We start from the raw sequence: 20,015 nt of genomic DNA on the forward strand, positions 1-20,015 counted from the left end.
ATGAGCCAAATATTGCAGGCGATAGAGTTAGCTGAGAAGCCTTAGTTTCAGCGCTATTGTGAGGTGCCGAACTGGGCCGTCTGGTCGTTTCAACAGACGAGTCGTATCTTATTAGGTCTCTTGGCGAGTACCTTGGCACCTGACGGAGGATGCAGAAAACTTTAGATTCCCAAAAGCACTGATGCGCAAGGGCTAGGAATCTTACGCATCAGTGCTTTTACTGATATGGGCGATACTGGTTTCGAACCAGTGACCTCTTCCGTGTGAAGGAAGCGCGCTACCACTGTGCTAATCGCCCTTGGGGTTCCTAACATAGCACATCTCCTGGGTAATATCGACGCAAAATTTTTGCGATCAGGCCATGTCGGGGGGAACAGCACTGCTCGGTTGGGCCTGCTGAAGCTGAGCCTGAATTAGGGCCTGCATATCCTGGCGGCGAATTTCTACACCCTGACCGATTTGACCGGGGGTTTCAAAAAAGATCAGGCTGTCGATGGGCTGCATGGCCAGCAGCTGAAACAGAATGTGCACCACGGGCACCGGCAGAGCCATCACCTGAGGGTCTTTGATGGTTGCTTGGCCGGTGGCGGCATCTTGCAGGGTGGGGTAGGCGTAAACAATGTTTTTTTGGGTGTTGGGCTGGTTGCGGTTGCTGAGGGTGGTCATCATCCAGCCTTGCTCTAGGGTTTGCAGCACGTAGTACTGCTCGTGCTTGAGCTGGCCTGCGATCGCCTTCAGGGTCGGTGCAAGGGTGGTAATAGCGTTGGCTGTAACCCCGTCGTTGGGGGCGCTTTGCTGGAGGGAGGCAATTTGGGCGTCAAGATCCATAGGAGGTACCGAGTGATTTTGGGGGGCTAGCCTTGAGCTGAACCCGGGGGCTGGGTCTACGGGCAATAGCCTGCCGTTACGCCCGCTCTAGCATCACTTTAGCGCAGGGGGGTGTGTGGCCCTGCATCCATAAAATTACGGACAGATGCTAAACTGCTGGGTAACTTGCAACCCTAGGCCATCAATCTACCCAGTCCGAACTTTTTGAGCAGAGTTAAGTCTCTATGTTTGGGCCAGCTAAGGGCGATCGCCCATTTCAGGGTTGCAGCGGGCGCATCCACCATGTCAGTAAATACCTGAATATCGCTTCACGGATTTGTGTAGCTTTTTGAGGATAGCCAGATTGAGTCAGGGTATCTGTGCATTGAGTGTGGATTCGCTTAGTCAGCTTTTCTGCCAAGAATTAAAGACGGGGACTGGTGCCCCCGAGGCCGCGTGCCGGGCTATGGCCCAGCGTCTGGCCGAGGAAGTGCAGCGCATTTGCAATGAGAGCGATCGCATTCAGGCATCAGGCGATGTCGAAGCCTGGGCCCGGTCGCTGGGCAAGCATCGGCTAGACCAGTGTATTAAATACTACGCGCTGGGGTCGCGGCAGGGCAGAGTGGAGCTGCACAGCACCCTCAGCGCCATTGTCTACCGCTACATCACGCCGCCCCAGGTGCAAACCAGCTACCAAGCCCGGCTAGCGCTGATCGAAGATTTTTTGCAAGGCTTCTATGTTGAGGCGCTGAATGCCTTTCGGCGTGAGAACCAGCTGGGCGATCGCTACCAGCCCCGCACGCTGCTAGAGCTAGCTGAGTTCATGGCTTTTTCGGAGCGCTACGGCAAGCGGCGCATTCCGTTGCCAGGTCGGCGCAGCCAGCAGCTGATTATCTTGCGGGCTCAGACCTTCTCCAGGCAACAGCCCCCCGAAGTGGCGATCGATATCGAGCAGGCCACCGACTACGGCGGCGAGGGCGACGACGTGCGCCCGGCGGCCTCCCACCAGCGGGTGCGCGAGGAAATGATCGCCCAGGCCGACGACCTGCCCGAAAACTCGCTGCGGGGGCGGGTGGTCGAAGAGCTGCTGGCCTACCTCAAAGAGCGCAACCAGGACGAGTGCGCCGACTACTTTACCCTGCGGCTGCTCGACCTGCCCACCCAGGAGATTGAGTCGCTGCTCAACCTCACGCCGCGCCAGCGCGATTATCTGCAGCAGCGGTTTAAGTACCACCTGCTGCGCTTCGCTCTCTCCCACCATTGGGAACTGGTGCACGAGTGGCTAGAGGCTGGCCTGGAGACTAATCTGGGGCTAACGGCCCAGCAGTGGCAGCGGCTGCAGGACAGCCTAAACGCCAAACAGAGCAAGCTGTTGAACCTCAAACAGCAGGGCGTAGCCGACGGCGAAGCGGCTAAAATTTTGGGCATGACCACCACCCAGTTTCAAAAGCAGTGGACTAAGCTGCTAGAGCACGCCTGGGAGATTCGTAACGTTTAGTCACCTCCCAAACATCCATCCGGACAGACGACAGCAGGCCATGAATAGAGATTCAGATATCCCCGAAGACCTCTTGCTAAAGCTTTTGCTGGAGCCACTTGCGGCGGACGACTCACCATCAGGAACTCGCTTTTCCTCAGCTGATAACGCTGAGTCGGTTGAGCCCGAGAGCTTACCTGCTCCACCGCTCTACCCTGGTTACGAATCTACCCCAGCGGCTTCAACTGATAACGCGAGCAACGCCACCTATAACCCTGTCTTTGACTCTGGAGACCTATCCACTGTGCAACCTCATTTTGAAGCCCTTTTGAAGCGCCGCCTGCGGCAAGAGATTGCCCACCGTCCGCCCCTATTTCCGTGGGAGAAGGGTCTACAGGACTACCCCGATGCCCTACAGTCTGGTGTCGCCTCTATTTGGTTAGACCATCTCAAAAACCTTTCGGTTCCCGGCGAGGTGCCAGAAGATGTACTGGCTAACCTACTCAACCAGTGCCAGCAGGTCACCAACGACCTGCGCCAGACCGGCCGACGGCTCGTAGCTGCTGTAGAGTCACTGTTTCCTGACCAGCCTCAAACCCTGGAATATATTGCAGGTCTAGTGGCGCGGCCGGCCTATCGATCAGCCCAAACCCAGACCCTGGCCCAGATTGACTACGCTAGCGCCTCAACCCAGCAGCAGGTGGCGCTGGCGATGCTGGCGGCCCAGGGCATCTTTGAAGCCCTATCGCTGACGGTATCTGAGGCCAACCCCACCCAAGAGCAACCGTGGTTGACGACGTCTGGCCTTCTGACTGTGCGGGCTACCTACAGCAATTCTCAGCTGGAGGTTAGGGCTGTGCTGCCAACGGGCGGCAGCGTGGTTTTGACAAGTGTGGATGAGACCGCTGGCTCTGAGCGGTCTACCCCTGGCGAACTGGTGCTGCGGTTAGCGACTCACCCCGGCGCACTGCATCGGCTCGACGTTAGTTTGGAGCAGTCCCAGGGGTTGCCTCTGAGCTTCCAGGTGATGATTGCTGAGTAGCTAAGGGGCTCTGGGCAGGGGCTGGCCCAGCGGTTAGCATGGAGGCGACTCTACTGCGGTTATGTCTATGGTCGCTTCGCGCTGGCTGGCCTCTTCTCCTTTAGCCAGGCCCATTCCCCCTGACGAAATTGAAGACTCGCGGCTGCTGCGGGGGCTGGTGCAGGGGCTAGTCACGCTGGGCATTTGCTCGGTGGTGGTGGCCGCCGCAGGGGTAACGGCCGCCTCGTGGTGGAACCTGCTGGCTATCCCTCTCAGTGCGGTGGGGGCTGTCTTTAGCTGGCAGCGTCGCCGCGATCGCAACATTGCAATCAAGTTTTTCATCGCCATTGGCATGCTGATGGCCCTGGCCGCTTTCTTTGCCCGCCTGGTTGAAGAGCCAGGCGATACGCGCATTGTGCTGGCGGAGCTTTTGGTGCAGCTGCAGGTGCTGCACAGCTTTGACTTGCCCCGCCGCAAAGACCTGGGCTACTCAATGATGATTGGCCTGATTTTGCTTGGGGTCGCCGCCACTATCAGCCAAACTCTGGCCTTTGCGCCGCTGCTGGTGCTGTTTCTGGCGGTGGCGATTCCGGTGCTGGGGCTCGACTATCAGTCGCGGCTGGGGCTGGGGTCGACGACCTGGGCCGGGGGGAAGTTGCGGCCTACCCTGGGGCGACTGGCGGCGCTATTGGCACTGGTGGTGGGCCTGGGGCTGCTCATTTTCCTGTTTTTGCCCCGCCTGCCGGGATACCAGATTCAGAGTTTTCCGGTTAGCTCGGTGATCGACACGCCGGGGGACTTTTCTGGAGAAGACATTCTCAACTCGGCCTACCGCAACAATCAGGGCGACGACGGCGAGGGGTTTGGCGAGGGGGCAGGCACTATTCAGAGCCAGGGCAAGGCCACTGGCCCCGGCGTGGTCGATACCGTTTCTTACTACGGCTTTAACCAGCGCATGAACCAGAACCTGCGCGGCACCATGACGCCCCAGGTGGTCATGCGGGTCAGGTCGCAGGCTCCGGGCTTTTGGCGCGTACTGGCCTTCGACACCTACACTGGCCAGGGCTGGGATATTTCCCGCAATGACGATACTCAGACATTGCAGCGATCGCGGTTCTCGGCCCAGACCTTTTTGCCCATCGATCCCACCCTGGCTCGCCATCGGGAGGTCGTGCAGACCTACACCCTGGTCAGCGAGCTGCCCAACCTGATTCCGGTTATGTATCAGGCCAAAGAGCTGTACTTTCCCACCCGCGAGGTGGCCATTGATGCCGAGGGCAGTCTCAGGTCGCCAGTTATTTTGCAGGAGGGCATGACCTACTCGGCGGTGTCGCGGGTGCCCTACCGCGATCGCACCCAGCTGCGTGCCGCCGGTACCAAGTATCCCCCCGGCATTCGATCCCATTATTTGCAGGTGCCGGAGGAAATTTTAGAGCCGGTGCGGGCCAAAACTGAAGAACTGCTGGCTACCTCCCCTACCCCCCTCACCGACAACTACGAAAAGGCCCTCTATCTGACCCAGGCCCTCAAGCAGCGCTACACCATTCAGCCCGAGCTGCCCTTTTTTAACCCCGACCAGGACCTAGTAGAAAGCTTCTTGTTTGGCACCGAAGGCGGTTACCCCGACCACTTCTCTACGGTGCTGACCATCATGCTGCGATCGATCGACATTCCGGCCCGGCTGGTCGCGGGGTTTGGCGAAGGCGACTTCAACCCCTTCACCGGGTTCTACGTGGTGCGCAACACCGACGCCTACGCCATTACCGAAGTGTACTTTCCCCAGCACGGCTGGTTTGGCTTCGACCCAATCCCTGGCCATGAGCTGATTCCGCCCAGCCTGAAAGAGAACGAGGCCTTTAGCCTGGTGCGACGATTCTGGAATTGGCTAGCGGGCTGGCTGCCCTCGCCGCTGGTCGGCCTGGTCGACGGCCTAATTACGCTGCTTAGCGACGGCATCGCCTCCCTGGTGCGCAGCTTCAACGCGCTGTTAAATCTAGGCTGGATTGGCATTATGCTGGGCATTGCCCTGGCCACTGCCCTGGGGTTTGTGGCCTGGCTGGTGTTTTTGGGCCTGCGCCGAGGCTGGCGCTACCGACAACTGCGCCAGCTTCCTCCCACCGAGCGGCTATATCAACAAATGCTGACCTGGTTTGCCCACCAGGGCCTCGGCAAAACCCCCGCCGAAACCCCCATCGAGTACGGTCAGCGCCTCTATCAGCAGACCAAGACCCAGAGCGCCCAGGCCGCCAACGAAATCACCCACGCCTACGTGCGCTGGCGCTACGGTGGCGAACCCCAAAACCTCGATTACTTAGGTAAAAAATTGAAGACTATTCGGCAGAGCAGCCGGTCCCGCCAGCTGTTAACTCGTCGTTAATCGGCTCAGGGCAATCCTTGATTTTCCTGAGGTTTCCGCTATGCTCGATCCATTGCTATGGAGTAAGTGAGNTNASWTAGNGTWRMMANATWGRWKRNTAYNCGGCARMKYRKCYGRNTNCCCRCCMRCTNGYYMACTCGYCSWYMMWCSNCWCWSSSCMRNCCKTGATYYTCMWRASSYTNNTCCRMWAYKCNNTCAAGTCGTTCAGCACCTCGACCAGCGATGCCGCCTTCACGCCGGCCCAGTTTGACACCGACGTGATGACCACCTACGGGCGCTTCCCGATCGCGCTGACCAAGGGGCGAGGCAGCTTTGTTTGGGATGATCAGGGCCGTCGCTACCTCGACTTTGTGGCAGGTATTGCCACCTGCACCCTGGGCCACGCCCACCCGGCGATGGTTGAGGCCGTGAGTAAGCAAATTCAAACCCTGCACCACGTTTCTAACCTCTACTACATTCCAGAACAGGGGGCGCTGGCCCACTGGCTGGTTGAGCATTCCTGCTGCGATCGCGCCTTTTTCTGCAACTCTGGGGCCGAGGCCAACGAGGGGGCGATCAAGCTGGCCCGCAAGTACGCCCACACCCAGCGAGGCATCAACAATCCTTTGATTATCACGGCCAAAGCCAGCTTCCACGGGCGTACCCTAGCTACCATCACCGCCACGGGCCAGCCTAAGTACCAAAAGAACTTCGACCCGCTGATGCCGGGGTTTGCCTACGTACCCTACAACGACATCGCGGCCCTAGAGTCGCTAGTCGCAGAACTCGATGCCGAAACCCCTCAGGTGGCCGCTATTATGCTCGAAGCCCTGCAAGGGGAGGGGGGGGTGTGCCCTGGCGAAGCCGCCTACTTCCAGCGCATTCGCCAGCTCTGCGACGAAAAGGGCATTCTGCTGATTCTTGACGAGGTGCAGGTAGGCATGGGGCGTACCGGCACCCTCTGGGGGTTCGAAAACCTGGGTATTGAGCCCGATATCTTCACCTCCGCCAAGGGGCTGGGCGGAGGTATTCCGATCGGAGCACTACTGTGTAAGGCCTTCTGTGCGGTGTTTGAGCCGGGCGATCACGCCAGTACCTTTGGGGGCAATCCTTTTGCCTGCAAAGTGGGCCTTACGGTGTGCGAGACCCTGGAGTCTGAGAACCTGCTGGGCAACGTCAAGCTGCGCGGCGAACAGCTGCGTTTTGGCCTGCAACGCCTCGTTCAGCAGTACCCGACCCTGCTTGATCAGGTGCGCGGCTGGGGCTTGATTAACGGTCTAGTGCTACAGGCTGACTCCACCATTACGTCGATAGATATTGTCAAAGCGGCGATGGATGAAGGCTTGCTGCTGGTGCCCGCCGGGCCGCAGGTAGTGCGCTTTGTGCCACCGCTGAACGTCAGTGCCGATGAAGTGCATCAGGCACTTATGGCGGTAGAAAAGGCTGTGGCGATGCTGGTTAAGCGGGAGAATGCTTAATAACGTGTGAGTCTATCGGTAGGTCTTTGAGACACCCTACTTAACGCGATCTAACTCTGAAATAGCCGGTGGCTGCGCCTCTGTTCAGCCGCCGACTATCGATCGACAAGGTCAAATAGCCGTTTGCCCCTACGGCATACTTATTTTGATTCAGCTTTCAGAATTCTAATTAGGCAATAACATAATCCCGGAAAGCCCGTGTAATTTAGCTGAATGAAGGGTTTTCAGAAGGTCAACTCAGCACTTTCGAGCAGGTGAGCAATCTCTAAAGCTGCTGATTGCTTGGAACAAGTGGGCAAAAATTCCAGCACACTACAACCCACAACATTGAAGTTTTGCCTTAAGAACACCAAAAAATTTTTAAGCTTATCTATGTGTATTCCGTCCGGTGTTGAACAGGCGACATGGGGAAATTCTTTAGGATCAATCACATCTAAATCAAGATGAATGTAAATTTTGCCAGAGTCTGACTTACTCAGGGCTGAAAACACATTGCTAAAGTTCTCAAGGTTTATGTCTTCGGCAGAAAAAATAGTTAATTTTTCTTGTTGAATCAAATCTTTTTCGGCCAGGTCAAACTCCCTCGTTCCAACCAAGAATACTTGCTCTGGCCGTAAGGTTGAGAACGCGCAATTTACAATCCTGGTGTCGCCATGACCCAGCAAAACACGTAAGGGCATTCCATGAAAATGAGCGCTAGGCGATGAACTAGGTGTATTTAAGTCGCTGTGAGCATCTAACCAAATAACACTTAGAGATTGGTCATGCCTTGCGTTGAGAAAAGAAATTGGAGCAATTTCAACGCCGCAGTCTCCTCCAATGGTTAAAATACGCTCTGGACTATGGGCTTGAATGACCCTACAAGCATCTAAGAGCTGAGAAGAAATTTGGTTGTACCCAAGAATATTTTCGTCCGAGGTGAGTGAATACGTTAGAGAAACAGGAACTTGCTCAAAAGGGATTTTATGATGTAGAACATCGTAAAGCAGCTTAGCCCCTTCATAAAGTTCGAGTCTTGCTGAGCCCTGCCACTGCGGGAAAAAAAGGTTGAGGGTTTTGTTTGAGGATTTTGGCATCAATAACTCACTCCAACATTGAATTAAGCAAAAGAGGCCAGGGCCTTAAGCCCTGACCTCTTTTGTTCATGCCCTTAAAAACGACGGACTAGGTCATCCACTCTAGCAATCGTAGTAGAGAGCTAACTCGTAGGGGTGGGGGCGTAGACGCATGGGGTTGACTTCGTTGTCGAGCTTGTACTCAATCCAGTTGCTGATGAAGTCTTCGGTGAAGACGCCAGTGCTGGTCAGGAAGCTGTGGTCGGCTTCCAGGGCCTTGAGGGCATCGAGCAGCGAGCCGGGGGTCGAGGGAATCTTCGCCAGCTCTTCGGGGCTGAGGTCGTAGATGTCGACATCCAGCGGGTCACCGGGGTCGATCTGGTTTTTGATGCCGTCGATACCGGCACAGAGCATAGCCGCAAAGGCCAGGTAGGGGTTCGAGGTGGCATCGGGGCAGCGGAACTCCAGGCGCTTGGCCTTGGGGTTGTCGCCGGAGAGGGGAATGCGCACCGAGGCGGAGCGGTTGCCCTGGGAGTAGGCCAGGTTTACGGGCGCTTCGAAGCCGGGCACCAGACGCTTGTAGGAGTTGGTGGTGGGGTTGGTCAGCGCCAGCAGGGCGGGGGCGTGCTTGAGAATGCCGCCGATGTACCACAGGGCCATTTGGCTCAGCCCGGCGTAGCGATCGCCCGCAAACAGAGGCTCACCGTTGTTCCAGATCGACTGGTGGGTGTGCATACCAGAGCCGTTGTCGTTAAACAGAGGCTTGGGCATGAAGGTGACGGTCTTGCCCCACCGCTTGGCGACGTTCTTAATGCAGTACTTGTAGATCATCAGCCAGTCGGCAGCTTCGATGAGCCGACCAAAGCGAATGCCTAGCTCACACTGACCGCCAGTGGCGACTTCGTGGTGGTGCTTCTCGATAGGTACGCCCAGTTTGGCCATTTCGAGCAGCATTTCGCTGCGCATGTCCTGGGAGGTGTCGGTGGGGGCGACGGGGAAGTAGCCCTCTTTGTAGCGGGGCTTGTAGCCCAGGTTGCCGCCGACTTCTTCGCGGCCCGTGTTCCAGCGGCCCTCGACGCTATCGACGTAGTAATAGGCCGAGTGCTCGTTTTGGTCGAAGCGCACGTCATCGAAGATGAAGAACTCAGCCTCGGGGCCAAAGAAGGCGGTGTCGCCAATGCCGGTGGACTTGAGGTACTCGACCGCTTTGGTGGCGATCGCACGGGGGCAGCGGGAGTACAGCTCGCCCGTGCGCGGCTCTTTAATGGTGCAGATCATGCTCAGGGTGGGGTGAGACATGAAGGGGTCGATCCAGGCGGTGTTGGGATCGGGCACCATCATCATGTCTGACTCGTTGATGGCCTTCCAGCCCCGAATGCTGGAACCGTCGAAGGCGACCCCATCGCTGAAGCTGCTCTCGTCAATTTGGCTCTTGTGCACGGTGAGGTGCTGCCAGATGCCCGGCATGTCAATAAATTTCAGGTCAATTAACTCAATGCCGTCATCCTCAATCCATTTCAGGATGTCTGCTGGGGTTGCCATGAACTACTCCTTAGCCTCGTTTAGCGTTCAAACTTCGGGAAAACCGATTTACCTCGTCGTGGATGACGCCCTGGCCCTGACCGACCTCACCGCTACGGGCAAGATTTTGCCAATAGACCATTACCAGCACCGCTTTATCGATCCGGGCACATGGGCTCAGCTGGTATCACAGGCATCAGCTCATCTGAATCATCCTAGGGAGAGGGGTTAGCCTATTTTGTATCGGCTAATACTTTTTGTCAGGGAAAGCCAACAAAAGCCCCATGACAGACCATGATGTTTTGTAACAATTCACTCATAAAGCCGAGGCTCTAGCAGCGCTTCTCCATCAGGGGCCAAGCCCCCGTGGTAAACTCTTTCGAGAATAAAACCTGGCCATTGTAGAGGTTAGAGCCTCTAGCTAGGGGTGGGCGCACCGCGCCTGCAACCGTTTATTAAAATGCTGTTTGCCAAGTGAGAGTTGGGAGAAACCACCTATGCGGGACGCTGTCACCACGCTGATCAGGACCTACGACAACACCGGGCGCTATCTCGATAGCAACGCCCTCGACTCTATCAAGTCTTACTTTGACAGCGGCCTCGATCGCATCAAGGCAGCGGCAGTGATCAGCGCTAACGCCGCTGGCATTGTCAAAGAGGCCGGGGTAACGCTGTTTGCCCAAGTACCCGAGCTGATTCGCCCCGGCGGCAACGCCTACACCACTCGCCGCTACGCCGCCTGCCTGCGCGATATGGACTATTACCTGCGCTACGGCAGCTACGCCCTGGTGGCGGGTAACCCTGACGTGCTCGACGAGCGCGTGCTGACGGGGCTGCGCGAAACCTACAATTCCCTGGGTGTACCCATTGCCCCCACGGTAGTTGGCATCAATATCATGAAGGATATTGTCAAAGCCAAGGCCCAGGAGGCTGGCGTTACCAACCCGTCCGTCGTCGATTATCCCTTCGACTACATGACCCGCTCCCTGAGCGAAATTAGCATCTAGCGGGGCTGTGGGAAACGTGGTTCGGTCGCGAGGATTGCTCCTAGCCATGGTTGCTGCGTGACCCATCTTCCCCTGGCGCTGGGCCTAGACTTTGGCACCTCGGGGGTGCGTGCCGCTGTGGTCAATCCGCAGCGGCATCTTTGTTGGCAGCACCGGCAGCCTTACCCTGACCTGCCCGCCCCAGAGGGTTGGCGGCAGGCCCTCTGGGGGCTGTTAGGGGCGCTGCCAGGGGCGATCGCCCCACAGATCGGTAAGATCGCCATCGACGGCACTTCAGGCACCGTGGTTTTGTGCGACAGCGCTGGCGAACCCCTCACCTCCCCGCTTCTATATAACCACCCTTGCAAAGAATCTTTAGCGGCTGTCAAAGCGCTGGCCCCCGCCCACAGCCCTGCCGCCAGCGCCACCTCTAGCCTGGCCAAGCTGGTGTGGTGGCACCAGAGCCTGCCCTCCGGCACCTGGCAGCAGGCTGTTTACCTGCTGCACCAGGCCGATTGGCTCGGTGCTCAGCTCTACGGCCAGTGGGGGCTAAGCGACTACCACAACAGCCTCAAGCTGGGCTACGACGTCGGTAGTCTAAGCTATCCGCTGGCGATGCTGGAGCAGCCCTGGAGTGCCCTGCTGCCTCGGGTGCTGGCCCCAGGGGAGGTGGTAGGGCCGGTGACAGCAGCGATCGCCCAGCGGTTTGGCCTATCGCTCCAGTGCCAGGTGGTTGCAGGCACTACCGACAGCATTGCGGCATTTCTTGCCAGTGGAGCCAAATCCCCCGGCGATGGCGTTACCTCGCTGGGCTCAACCCTGGTGATTAAGCTACTCAGCGATCGCCGCATCGATGCGGCAGACTACGGCATTTACAGCCACCGTTTGGGCCAGCTGTGGCTGGTGGGTGGCGCTTCCAATACCGGCGGTGCCGTGCTCGAAAAATTCTTTGATCGAGATGCCCTAGCTACCCTGAGCCAGCGGATCGACCCTGCGGCTCCCACCGACCTAGACTATTACCCCCTGGTCCAACCGGGGGAACGGTTTCCTATCAACGATCCGGGGTTAGCCCCTCGCCTTAGCCCCCAACCAGAGAACGATGCAGAATTTTTACACGGGCTGCTCCTGGGTATGGCCCGTATCGAGCAGCGAGGCTACACCCTGCTGGCTGAGCTAGGAGCCTCACCACTGCGGCAAATCTATACCGCCGGAGGCGGGGCCGCGAATGAAACCTGGCGACAGCTGAGAGCAGGGCTGATGCCGGTGCCCATTAAAAACGCCGCCTCAGTTGAGGCGGCGGTAGGAAGTGCTTATTTAGCCCTAGGCTAATTGGCTACAGAGCCCTAGGCTAACTGGCCTACAGAGCTCTAGGCTAACTGGCCTACAGACCCAGTTCGTTGCCCCGGCGGTACTGCATGTAAGCGGCGACAAAAAGGCCAGCCAGAGTAACAGGAATAAACCCTAGAACAATGCCACTCAGTAACGGCTCAACCACAGTGAGACTCCTAGATTTCAACAAAATACATAGCTCTAACCATAGCACTAATCAGGGTGTGACACAGGGCTTTTAGCCCAAGGTTGCTCCAGGGGTAGAGGGGACTTGTCGGGGCGAAGGGTAGAGCTAAGCTCCACCTCGACTACTAAATGTTAGGAAATGACGATATTTTTGCAGATTCAACTTTGCTGTTGAACTCTGGTGTTTAGAGGCGATCGCGATCGCCACCATCTCCCTCAAACGGAGTTTGTTGATCGTAAGCATCAGGGCCTGGTGGTCAGCTTAATCGCATCACAACACGGCTCTGTAGGGTAGGAGCAACAATACCCTAAGCGCCAATCGCTCAACTTTTTTAAGCTTTGAGTGGCGAACCAAAAAGGTTGTCCTGAAAAGCTTTAAGGCCACTGCCGCCGTTGATAACCTACGAACAGAGGGGCGCAAAACCCTTTAGAGAGTCTTTCATTTCTGCAGCAGCGATTGAAAAAGGTGGGGCAATTGTGTACAGTGCTTCTGGATTGTATACAGTGATAGCGCTCGCGCTTCCTTAACAAGAGGAGGCGGCATTACCCTCCGGCAAATTTTGTGTTACGGCTGCGACAATTAGCCGAGTCAATGGTCCATTGGCGACATTGACGTACTGCTTTGAGGTCGTTTCAGTCACTTTACGGTTCAAACAAGTGCCTTTGCCCACTCAATGAGCGATTCAGTGGGTTACGCAATAGGCCATTCAGTTTCGTGGTTCTTTAGAATTTAGGAATAGTTTCATGCTGACTTTTCTGCATCAACTCACTAGCCGAGGATTTAAAGCTGTGGCGGCTGGGGTTTTGGTTGTAACGTTAGTATTCTTGGGCGGTCCTGGCACAATGTCTCAAGCCCTGGCGACACCCAAGGGCACGTTGAGCGAAACCATGAATCTCAAAATGACCGAAGCCGCCCAGGAGTTTGTGGAGTCGGTATTAGACGACTATTCAGATGCCCTAGACGACTCGTTTTCTGAAGCAGTCAAGCCGCTAAAGTCAGTTACCAAAGACTTGACCAAGCAGCTCAGCAAAGCTGCTGCAGCCCCCACCTCGGTCGGCACAACCACCCTCGATCCCAAAATTGAAAGCTCAAAAGCGGCGCTAGATACGGCCTCCACATCGTTTGACACCCTGATTGCCGATACGACTACCTTTAAGTCCACCCTGGAGGCCGCCCCTGCCCAGCTCAAAGAGGCCATTGATACCCAGCTGGGCACCAAATTTGATGAGCTGCAAAAGGCGTTTGAAGACGTTTCAGGGGCGATCGCGCTGCTTTCAAGAGATACCGCTACCCTCGACTCCGCCGACCCGGCCGCAGGTAGTGCGGCTCTTACCGAGCACGCCACCCTACTCTCTGAGGCGATCGAAGCGGCCAAAACCGTGATTTCTGGCTTTGGCGATTAGGCCGGCTCTACTGGCTAACTAAGCGAAAGCCGGGCTGCAACGATCCAGACGCTTTCTCCAGGGCCAAGAGGGCTGTTTGATCTAAGAGTTGACGCGATCGAGTCAATACCTATTGACCGCCTCATCCTGAAGAAGGACTATTTATTAGACCTGCTCATGCTGTGCATAAATGCTGTGTTTGGTATTTGAAAATACAGTTTTGTTACTATGCATGTGTATTCAAAAGGAGGCATCATGAAAAACCAAGCCAATAACACCTGGAACTCCGAACAGCTTGTGCAGATGAGCCGTGCCCTGAGCGGCGGCTACATGCCCGGTACGCAAACGACCAAGTCTGTTAGCGGCGATCGCTGGACAGCCCAGCGCCACATTCAAGCTTCTGCCATGCTGAGCCGGGCCTATCTGTAGGTCTTCAGCTAGAGCACAGTCAATGGCGATCGCTGAGCGGCGATCGGTAAATGCGAACCAGCGGCCTCTTTCCCAGGGCGGGAAAGAGGCTAATTTTTTATTGGGCAACAGCCCGCTGGCGGTAGCGGATGCAGGCGGCTACTAGAGCCTGGGCCACCTCAGGGCAGCCGCCCCAGTGCAGGTGCAGGTACGACGCCTGTACCTGGTGCAAACTCCAGCCTTCGGCGGCGTGGGGCTGCTCAGCCCCGTAGCGCTTGAGCTGATAAACGGGATGCTCAGGCCCCGTGGCAGGTTGAGAGCGATGAAACTCGTGCCCCCACACCGTTTGCCCCCGCGCCAGTAGAAAGCTGGGCTGCTGAACCGCTGCCTGACGATAGCCCAGCGTTAACCGGGGTTCCATGCGCACGGTGGTCGGCAACAGCCCCACCATAGGCCAGAGTTGGGCATCCAGGTCGATCAAAGTAGTGGCCAAGTACATCAGTCCGCCGCATTCAGCATAGGCCGGTAGTCCTTCCTGCAAGAGCATTTTTAGCCTGGTTCGCAGGGTTGCTTGGACCGCCAGTTCGGCTGCAAACATTTCAGGGAACCCACCGCCGAAGTACATGCCATCGATATCGGCGGGCGGGCAGGCATCCCGAAGCGGGCTCCACGGAATTAGGTCGGCTCCCAGGGCCGTGAGAATGTCCAGGTTGTCGGGGTAGTAGAAGCTGAACGCGGCATCCTGGGCSWNTCKNAWTRYRSRSMTYTSSGNGYSMASGAGWSRKMKNAGKRKGWSGKWKGSMGKSTKSKNGMKTGRRARWGGGTAGGAAGGGTTGGGGGGTTGGAGGGTGGCGTTAGCAGTAAGTAGGGGAATGAGAGCATCCCAGTTGAAGCTGGTGTGGCCGATTGTGGCGAGACGATCCAGAACTTTGGGGAGCTGGGGGAGTTCGGCGGTGGGAACGAGGCCGAGGTGGCGATCGGGGAGAGCGATCGCATCCTGCCGCCGCAGTACCCCCAGGATTGGGATGTCAATACTCGATAGCGCCTCTTTGAGCAGGTCGAGGTGGCGATCGCTGCCCACCCGGTTGAGCACTACCCCCGCCAGTCGCACACAAGGATCTAGCGTGCGGTAGCCGTGAATGATAGCCAGCACCGATCGCGACAGTCGCCCACAATCTACCACTAGCAGCACGGGCAGGTTGAGCAGGCGGGCAACGTGGGCAGTGCTGGCCACATCTGAAAGCCCCGAAGCACCGTCAAACAGGCCCATGACGCCCTCTACCAGGGCGAACTCAGCATTCTGACAGCGGTGGGCAAAGCACTGCTGCACATAGGTTTCTGAGGTGAGAATGGGGTCGAGATTGTAGCAGGGCCGCCCCGTGGCCTGGCGGTGAAACATGGGGTCGATGTAGTCTGGCCCCACCTTAAACGACTGCACGCGAGAGGAGTTTTGCGCCAGGGCGGCTAGCAGGGCCAGGGTGACGGTGGTTTTGCCCACGCCGCTGCGCTCGCCTGCGATCACCAGGCCGCCGGGGAAAGTAGTTGTACTCAACCGGAATCCTTCTAAGCGTGGATAAATTAGGCTCATAGATCTAGACCAATTTTATCCTGGCCCCAGCAGGGCATTGCTCGGCGCTGGTGTAAATTCCCGAAAAGATTGCCCTTAAAATTAGCGCTATGGATATTCAACTACTGAGCACCCATCTGGCCGACCTGGTGCGGGCCTTAAGCGCAATTTTAATTAGCACCTGCCAACTGTTGGCAATTTTTGTAATTTCAGTAGGCGTTATTCGCGGTCTGCTGATTTTCTTGCGTTCTTCACTCTTTAAACCCCAAACCACCGCAGCCTTTCAGCGCAGCCGCCTGGCGATGGGCTACTCCTTCTCGTTGGGGCTGAGTTTTCTAGTCGGGGCCAGCATTCTAAAAACCATGCTGTCGAGCCAGTGGGAAGACATTGCCCGGTTGGTGATTATTATTGCCGTGCGCACCGCGCTGAACCTGCTGCTGGAGCGGGCGATTCGCACCAGTCAGGCGATCGCTGATGGGCCACTGGATATCGACGCCAATGGCAAAGAAGCCGCCCCTGAAGCCGCGATCGCAAATTCTTGAACTTCGTCTAATTCATTGTCACCCGTTCACTCTGACGAGCGCTCGACCATTGGGGTCTGGTCTGGGTACCCTGGGTGAGCAGGTTACGCCCAGGATGCTGATCATGTCACCTTCGTTACTGGAGCAGGCTCAGGATGGCGATGCGGCGGCGATCGCGGCCCTGCTTACCAGCGCCTTGAAACCCAAGGGCATTACCGTGCGGGGCGATCGCCAGAGCTACTGCCTTCAGCTCTGGTTCACAGGCGACCCGGCACCGCCTCAGGCGGCAACTGTTGCCTACGCCCGCCGCGCCCTAGAAAAGCTGCAGGTCTCTGCCATTGGCATTTTGCAGGTCTATGGCGAACAAACGCAGGGGGCGCAGCCGGTGTGGACGGAGGAAGTTGCCCTGCTTTCGGCACCGCTAGACGACTCTGGCGACGTTTTGGCGGAGTCAGACTTCAGCCAGCCGCCATGCGATGCGGAGTCGCAGCCTCCGGTATTTGAGCCCCTGGTCTTGGGTAACGTACCGCCAGATGACGTACCGCCAGCAGCGATCGCCCGCGCTTACCAGGAGCTGGGGCTAGAGGTGGGCGCATCTCTCTCCCAGGTAGAAGCAGCGTACTTTAAGCGCCGGGCAGCGCTGCTGCGCCAGGGTGGTCGCGCCGCCCTAGAGCCGCTCAAGTGGGCCTTCACCACCCTCAAAACCCATTTAGAACAGCAGGCGAGTGTTGAAGCAGCCCCTGGTCTGGCGGCGCAGGAGCCAGCTGCCGTCTCAAGGGTTGGTTTGGCTCAGCGATCGATAGCAGCTGGCCAACCCCGACCCGCTCAACCCTATATTCCAGACGATACCGACATTCTGGACTTTGACAACCGCTACAGCAACGGCCTGATTTTTCCAGTACTGCTGCTGCTGGGCATGTTGATGAATGCCATACCCATCGTCAATATTTTGCTGTGGGGAATCAAGATTTGGATCCATGAGTTTGGTCACGCTACCGTAGCCTGGCTAGCGGGGCGACGCGCCATTCCACTACCGATTGGCTGGACGAGCGTAGACCCGAGGCGATCGCTGTTTGTCTACTGCGGCATTCTGCTGCTGCTCGTGCTGCTCTACCAGGCCGGGCGACGAGAAGAAAAGCGCTGGCCGGTTGTCTTGGCGGTTGTGCTGGCGATCGTGCAGTTTTTTATGACCTGGCTGATCTCCGCCGATGCCTTTGACATGCTGCTTTCTTTTGGGGGCGTGGGCGGCGAAATCTACCTGTCGGCCCTACTCATCGTCGGTTTCTACTTCCCTCTACCGCAGTATTTTCGATGGGATTTCTACCGTTTTCCGGTGGTGCTGGGGGCGGCCTTTTGCTTTTGGGGCCAGGTGTGGCTGTGGCAACAGGTGCCGAGGGGCAAAGCCTCGATTCCCTTTGGTAGCCTGTGGGGTGAGGCCGACCACGGCGACATGAATCAGCTGATCAACGTCCACGGTTGGACGCCAGGGGACATCATCGGTACCTACAGCGCGATCGCTCACCTCTGCCTGCTTGCGATCGTCGCTGTCTACGGCTACACCCTTTTTCGCCAGCACCGCGACGTCTTTGTGGCCCTGAGGCGACAGTGGCTGCCTTAGTCGTAGACCCCAAGGTTCTCCTTTGAGATTGACAGGGTTCATCGGCTATCCTCAAAAGAACCCTGGGGTCTGGCGCTATGGCAAAGCTTGCTCAAACTCCTGCAGGGCACGGCTTGAGCCTATCGTCCAGGCTCGTTTGACATACCTTGGCAACAGGTCGCCCACAGGAATATCAGGAAAGATCTGGCTCCCCTCCTGCTCCAGGTAGCGGCCTGCGACAAAGCTATAGATGGTTAGCCGTCCTGCTTTGTAAATCCATACTTCGGGCACTGCAAAGGGCACGTAGTCTTCGATGCGAGTGATTGACGTTAGATCGGTTTCCAGGGCCAGATCCGGTGGCGGGTCGATGTCTAAATCTAACCGGGGTTTGCCCAGCACCGCCTGCCAGTTTTCAATGTAAAAGCAGGCGTCGGGTTCGACTCCGGGTACGCCGCTTTTGCGCAGGGTCATCACCCCATACCCTTGCCAGTCTTGGCCCGTCTTGCGCAGCAGCACTTTGACTAAATCTGACAGGCTATCGGCTTGGTTGCCGTGTTCGGGGAGAGGGGCCATAAGCAGAATGTGATTGTCCCGAAACCGTAGGCGTACAGCAGCGCGATCGCCCAATCGATCTAGCAGGGCCTCGTACTCAGCAAAGGTCGCCGGAAACTCTACCCGCGTGCCAGCAGGCAGATCAAGAATGTCGGGAGTAATGGTTGGCAGCATGGGCAAGACCAATGTTAGCGTTTGGACTGGCAAGTTAAGACTAAGGACGTCTTTGTTCCATCCTAGAGGGGCGGCATTAACGGTGCCACTCGGTAACGCCGCCGGGCTTATCGATTAAGGTAATGCCTGCATTTTGGAGCACGTCGCGGATGCGATCGCCCTCTGCAAAGTTCTTCGCCGCCCTGGCCTCGCGCCGCTGGGTCAGCAGGTCTTCAACCTCCGCATCCGACAGTCCCCCCTCGCTGGCCGATTCTACGTCGGGCTGGGCTTCTAGCCCTAGCACCTGGGCCAGGCACACCAGGGTTTGCCATCGCTGGCGCAGAGTGGCGCTGCCGGTGTCGGCCTCGCCCGTGTGGGTGATGACGTTGCCCGCTCGGCGCAGGTCTTTGGCCAGGTCAAACAGTACGGCTAACCCCCCAGCGGTGTTGAAGTCGTCATCCATAGCGGTTTGGAAGGCCTGGACAGGGGCACTGTCGCGATCGATCCGCATGGCAGAAGGATCCCCAAAAGCTGAATCCTCAACATCGGCCCAGCCCAGTTTGGCCCCGTACTGGTAGCCAAACAGCAGACCGTCCTTGAGCGTGCCCCAGCTAGTCTGGGCGGCAGCAATGGATTCATCGGTAAAATCGACCGGCTTGCGGTAATTGCCCTGGAGTAAAAACAGCCGCACCGCCATCGGGTCAGGCCCGTTAGGACCATCCAGCAGATCGCGGATGGTGGTGAAGTTGCCAAGGGATTTCGACATCTTCTCGCCGCCTACATTCACCATGCCGTTGTGCATCCAGTAGCGGGAGAGGGGGTGTCCGGTAGCGGCCTCTGACTGGGCGATTTCGTTTTCGTGGTGAGGAAACACCAGGTCGCTGCCGCCGACGTGGATGTCAATGGTGTCGCCGAGGCGATCGCGGATCATGGCCGAGCACTCGATGTGCCAACCCGGTCGGCCCGGCCCCCAGGGCGACTCCCAGAAGGGCTCGCCTTCCTTAGCGCCCTTCCACAGAGCAAAGTCGAAGGGGTCTTGCTTAATGGCCTCTTCCGCCGCCACTCGGCCGCTGGCCCCGGCTTGCATGTCGTCGAGCTTGCGGCCCGAGAGCTTGCCGTAGCCCTCAAACTTGCGCACAGAATAGTACACGTCGCCAGCAGCGGGGTAGGCGTAGCCCTTTTGCTCTAGCTCACCAATTAGCCGCTGAATGCCGTCTAGGGTTTGGGTGGCGTAGGTGTACTCGTCGGCCTCCATCACGTTTAGTCTGGCGATGTCCTCTAGGTAGGCCTGGGTGTAGCGCTCCGCCACGGTCTGCATGGTGGAGTTCTCAGTCTTGGCCCGGTTGAGAATTTTGTCGTCGATATCGGTGAAATTTTGCACGTAGTGGACGGCATAGCCCCGCCACAGCAGGTAGCGCCGCACCGTATCCCAGGCCACGTAGCAGCGGGCATGGCCTAGGTGCGAGTAGTCGTACACCGTGACGCCGCAGCAGTACATCTTCACCCGTCCTGGCTCTAGGGTTTCGAGGGGTTCTTTTTGGCGGCTCAGGGTGTTGTAGAGAACGACGCTCATGGCAGGGGCGCGCAAAATGCCCATTATAAAAGGACGCTAACAGAA

General features: G+C 57.5%; 17 protein-coding genes, 1 tRNA gene and 1 pseudogene. 11 read left to right on the top strand and 8 right to left on the bottom strand.

The features are described from left to right. Positions 1–226 precede the first annotated feature (226 nt). Both IQ265_RS04965 and IQ265_RS04970 read right to left on the bottom strand, forming a co-directional pair. Positions 227–298, bottom strand: a tRNA-Val gene (locus tag IQ265_RS04965). Positions 299–354: 56 nt separating this feature from the next. Further along, complete coding sequence (locus tag IQ265_RS04970) at positions 355–828, bottom strand: hypothetical protein (RefSeq protein WP_194051214.1); 474 nt, start codon at positions 826–828, stop codon at positions 355–357. A 328-nt stretch (positions 829–1,156) separates the two neighbouring features. Here IQ265_RS04970 and hetZ point away from each other — a divergent pair, with 328 nt between their 5' ends. The 4 genes from hetZ to IQ265_RS04990 all read left to right on the top strand — a co-directional run bounded on the left by hetZ (position 1,157) and on the right by IQ265_RS04990 (position 7,139). Next, entirely contained in the window at positions 1,157–2,305 is a 1,149-nt protein-coding gene (gene hetZ, locus IQ265_RS04975; RefSeq protein WP_194051216.1) for a heterocyst differentiation protein HetZ, read from the top strand. A gap of 40 nt (positions 2,306–2,345) precedes the next feature. Continuing rightward, entirely contained in the window at positions 2,346–3,326 is a 981-nt protein-coding gene (locus IQ265_RS04980) for a hypothetical protein (protein WP_194051218.1), read from the top strand. A gap of 67 nt (positions 3,327–3,393) precedes the next feature. After that, on the top strand, positions 3,394–5,682 hold the full coding sequence (locus IQ265_RS04985) for a DUF3488 and DUF4129 domain-containing transglutaminase family protein (protein ID WP_228037601.1): 2,289 nt from the start codon (positions 3,394–3,396) through the stop codon (positions 5,680–5,682). Between the two features lie 260 nt (positions 5,683–5,942). Next, positions 5,943–7,139 (top strand): aspartate aminotransferase family protein, encoded by a 1,197-nt coding sequence (locus tag IQ265_RS04990; RefSeq protein WP_228037602.1) that lies wholly within the window; start codon positions 5,943–5,945, stop codon positions 7,137–7,139. 224 nt (positions 7,140–7,363) lie between these two features. Here the strand turns inward: IQ265_RS04990 and IQ265_RS04995 are convergent, their stop codons facing one another. Both IQ265_RS04995 and glnA read right to left on the bottom strand, forming a co-directional pair. Further along, the gene (locus IQ265_RS04995) at positions 7,364–8,215 is read right to left on the bottom strand and encodes an arginase family protein (protein ID WP_194051222.1); all 852 of its coding nucleotides are present in this window, start codon (positions 8,213–8,215) and stop codon (positions 7,364–7,366) included. A gap of 102 nt (positions 8,216–8,317) precedes the next feature. Further along, positions 8,318–9,736 carry a type I glutamate--ammonia ligase gene (gene glnA, locus IQ265_RS05000; protein ID WP_194051224.1) on the bottom strand — a complete coding sequence of 473 codons (1,419 nt, stop codon included), beginning with the start codon at positions 9,734–9,736 and terminating at the stop codon, positions 8,318–8,320. Between glnA and IQ265_RS05005 the strand changes: the two genes are divergently transcribed. The 3 genes from IQ265_RS05005 to IQ265_RS05015 all read left to right on the top strand — a co-directional run bounded on the left by IQ265_RS05005 (position 9,735) and on the right by IQ265_RS05015 (position 12,030). Continuing rightward, on the top strand, positions 9,735–9,947 hold the full coding sequence (locus tag IQ265_RS05005) for a hypothetical protein (protein WP_194051226.1): 213 nt from the start codon (positions 9,735–9,737) through the stop codon (positions 9,945–9,947). The genes glnA and IQ265_RS05005 overlap by 2 nt on opposite strands. Before the next feature lie 265 nt (positions 9,948–10,212). Next, the gene (apcB, locus tag IQ265_RS05010) at positions 10,213–10,722 is read left to right on the top strand and encodes an allophycocyanin subunit beta (protein WP_194051228.1); all 510 of its coding nucleotides are present in this window, start codon (positions 10,213–10,215) and stop codon (positions 10,720–10,722) included. Positions 10,723–10,779: 57 nt separating this feature from the next. Further along, positions 10,780–12,030 carry an FGGY-family carbohydrate kinase gene (locus tag IQ265_RS05015; protein ID WP_194051229.1) on the top strand — a complete coding sequence of 417 codons (1,251 nt, stop codon included), beginning with the start codon at positions 10,780–10,782 and terminating at the stop codon, positions 12,028–12,030. A gap of 52 nt (positions 12,031–12,082) precedes the next feature. On the opposite strand, the gene petG is transcribed toward IQ265_RS05015, so the two are convergent. Next, a complete protein-coding gene (gene petG / locus IQ265_RS05020) occupies positions 12,083–12,196 on the bottom strand; it encodes a cytochrome b6-f complex subunit V (protein ID WP_071527173.1) in 114 nt (37 codons plus the stop codon). Between the two features lie 764 nt (positions 12,197–12,960). Here petG and IQ265_RS05025 point away from each other — a divergent pair. Both IQ265_RS05025 and IQ265_RS05030 read left to right on the top strand, forming a co-directional pair. Next, complete coding sequence (locus IQ265_RS05025; protein ID WP_194051231.1) at positions 12,961–13,620, top strand: hypothetical protein; 660 nt, start codon at positions 12,961–12,963, stop codon at positions 13,618–13,620. Positions 13,621–13,854: 234 nt separating this feature from the next. After that, positions 13,855–14,028 (top strand): hypothetical protein, encoded by a 174-nt coding sequence (locus tag IQ265_RS05030; RefSeq protein ID WP_194051233.1) that lies wholly within the window; start codon positions 13,855–13,857, stop codon positions 14,026–14,028. A gap of 97 nt (positions 14,029–14,125) precedes the next feature. Here IQ265_RS05030 and IQ265_RS05035 read toward each other — a convergent pair. Further along, positions 14,126–15,559: pseudogene (locus tag IQ265_RS05035) on the bottom strand (cobyrinate a,c-diamide synthase). A 125-nt stretch (positions 15,560–15,684) separates the two neighbouring features. Here IQ265_RS05035 and IQ265_RS05040 point away from each other — a divergent pair. Together IQ265_RS05040 and IQ265_RS05045 are read left to right on the top strand one after the other, a co-directional pair. Continuing rightward, positions 15,685–16,116, top strand: a complete 432-nt coding sequence (locus tag IQ265_RS05040; RefSeq protein ID WP_194051235.1) for a DUF1622 domain-containing protein — start codon at positions 15,685–15,687, stop codon at positions 16,114–16,116. A gap of 103 nt (positions 16,117–16,219) precedes the next feature. Beyond that, a complete protein-coding gene (locus IQ265_RS05045) occupies positions 16,220–17,713 on the top strand; it encodes a hypothetical protein (protein WP_194051237.1) in 1,494 nt (497 codons plus the stop codon). A 75-nt stretch (positions 17,714–17,788) separates the two neighbouring features. On the opposite strand, the gene IQ265_RS05050 is transcribed toward IQ265_RS05045, so the two are convergent. After that, positions 17,789–18,418: a Uma2 family endonuclease gene (locus tag IQ265_RS05050; RefSeq protein ID WP_194051239.1), complete on the bottom strand. Its 630-nt coding sequence runs from the start codon at positions 18,416–18,418 to the stop codon at positions 17,789–17,791. 76 nt (positions 18,419–18,494) lie between these two features. Further along, positions 18,495–19,970, bottom strand: coding sequence for a cysteine--tRNA ligase (gene cysS / locus IQ265_RS05055; protein ID WP_194051241.1), 1,476 nt, complete (start codon positions 19,968–19,970; stop codon positions 18,495–18,497). Between the last annotated feature and the right edge of the window lie 45 nt (positions 19,971–20,015).

This window comes from Nodosilinea sp. LEGE 06152 (assembly GCF_015207525.1).
Lineage (GTDB): Bacteria > Cyanobacteriota > Cyanobacteriia > Phormidesmidales > Phormidesmidaceae > Nodosilinea.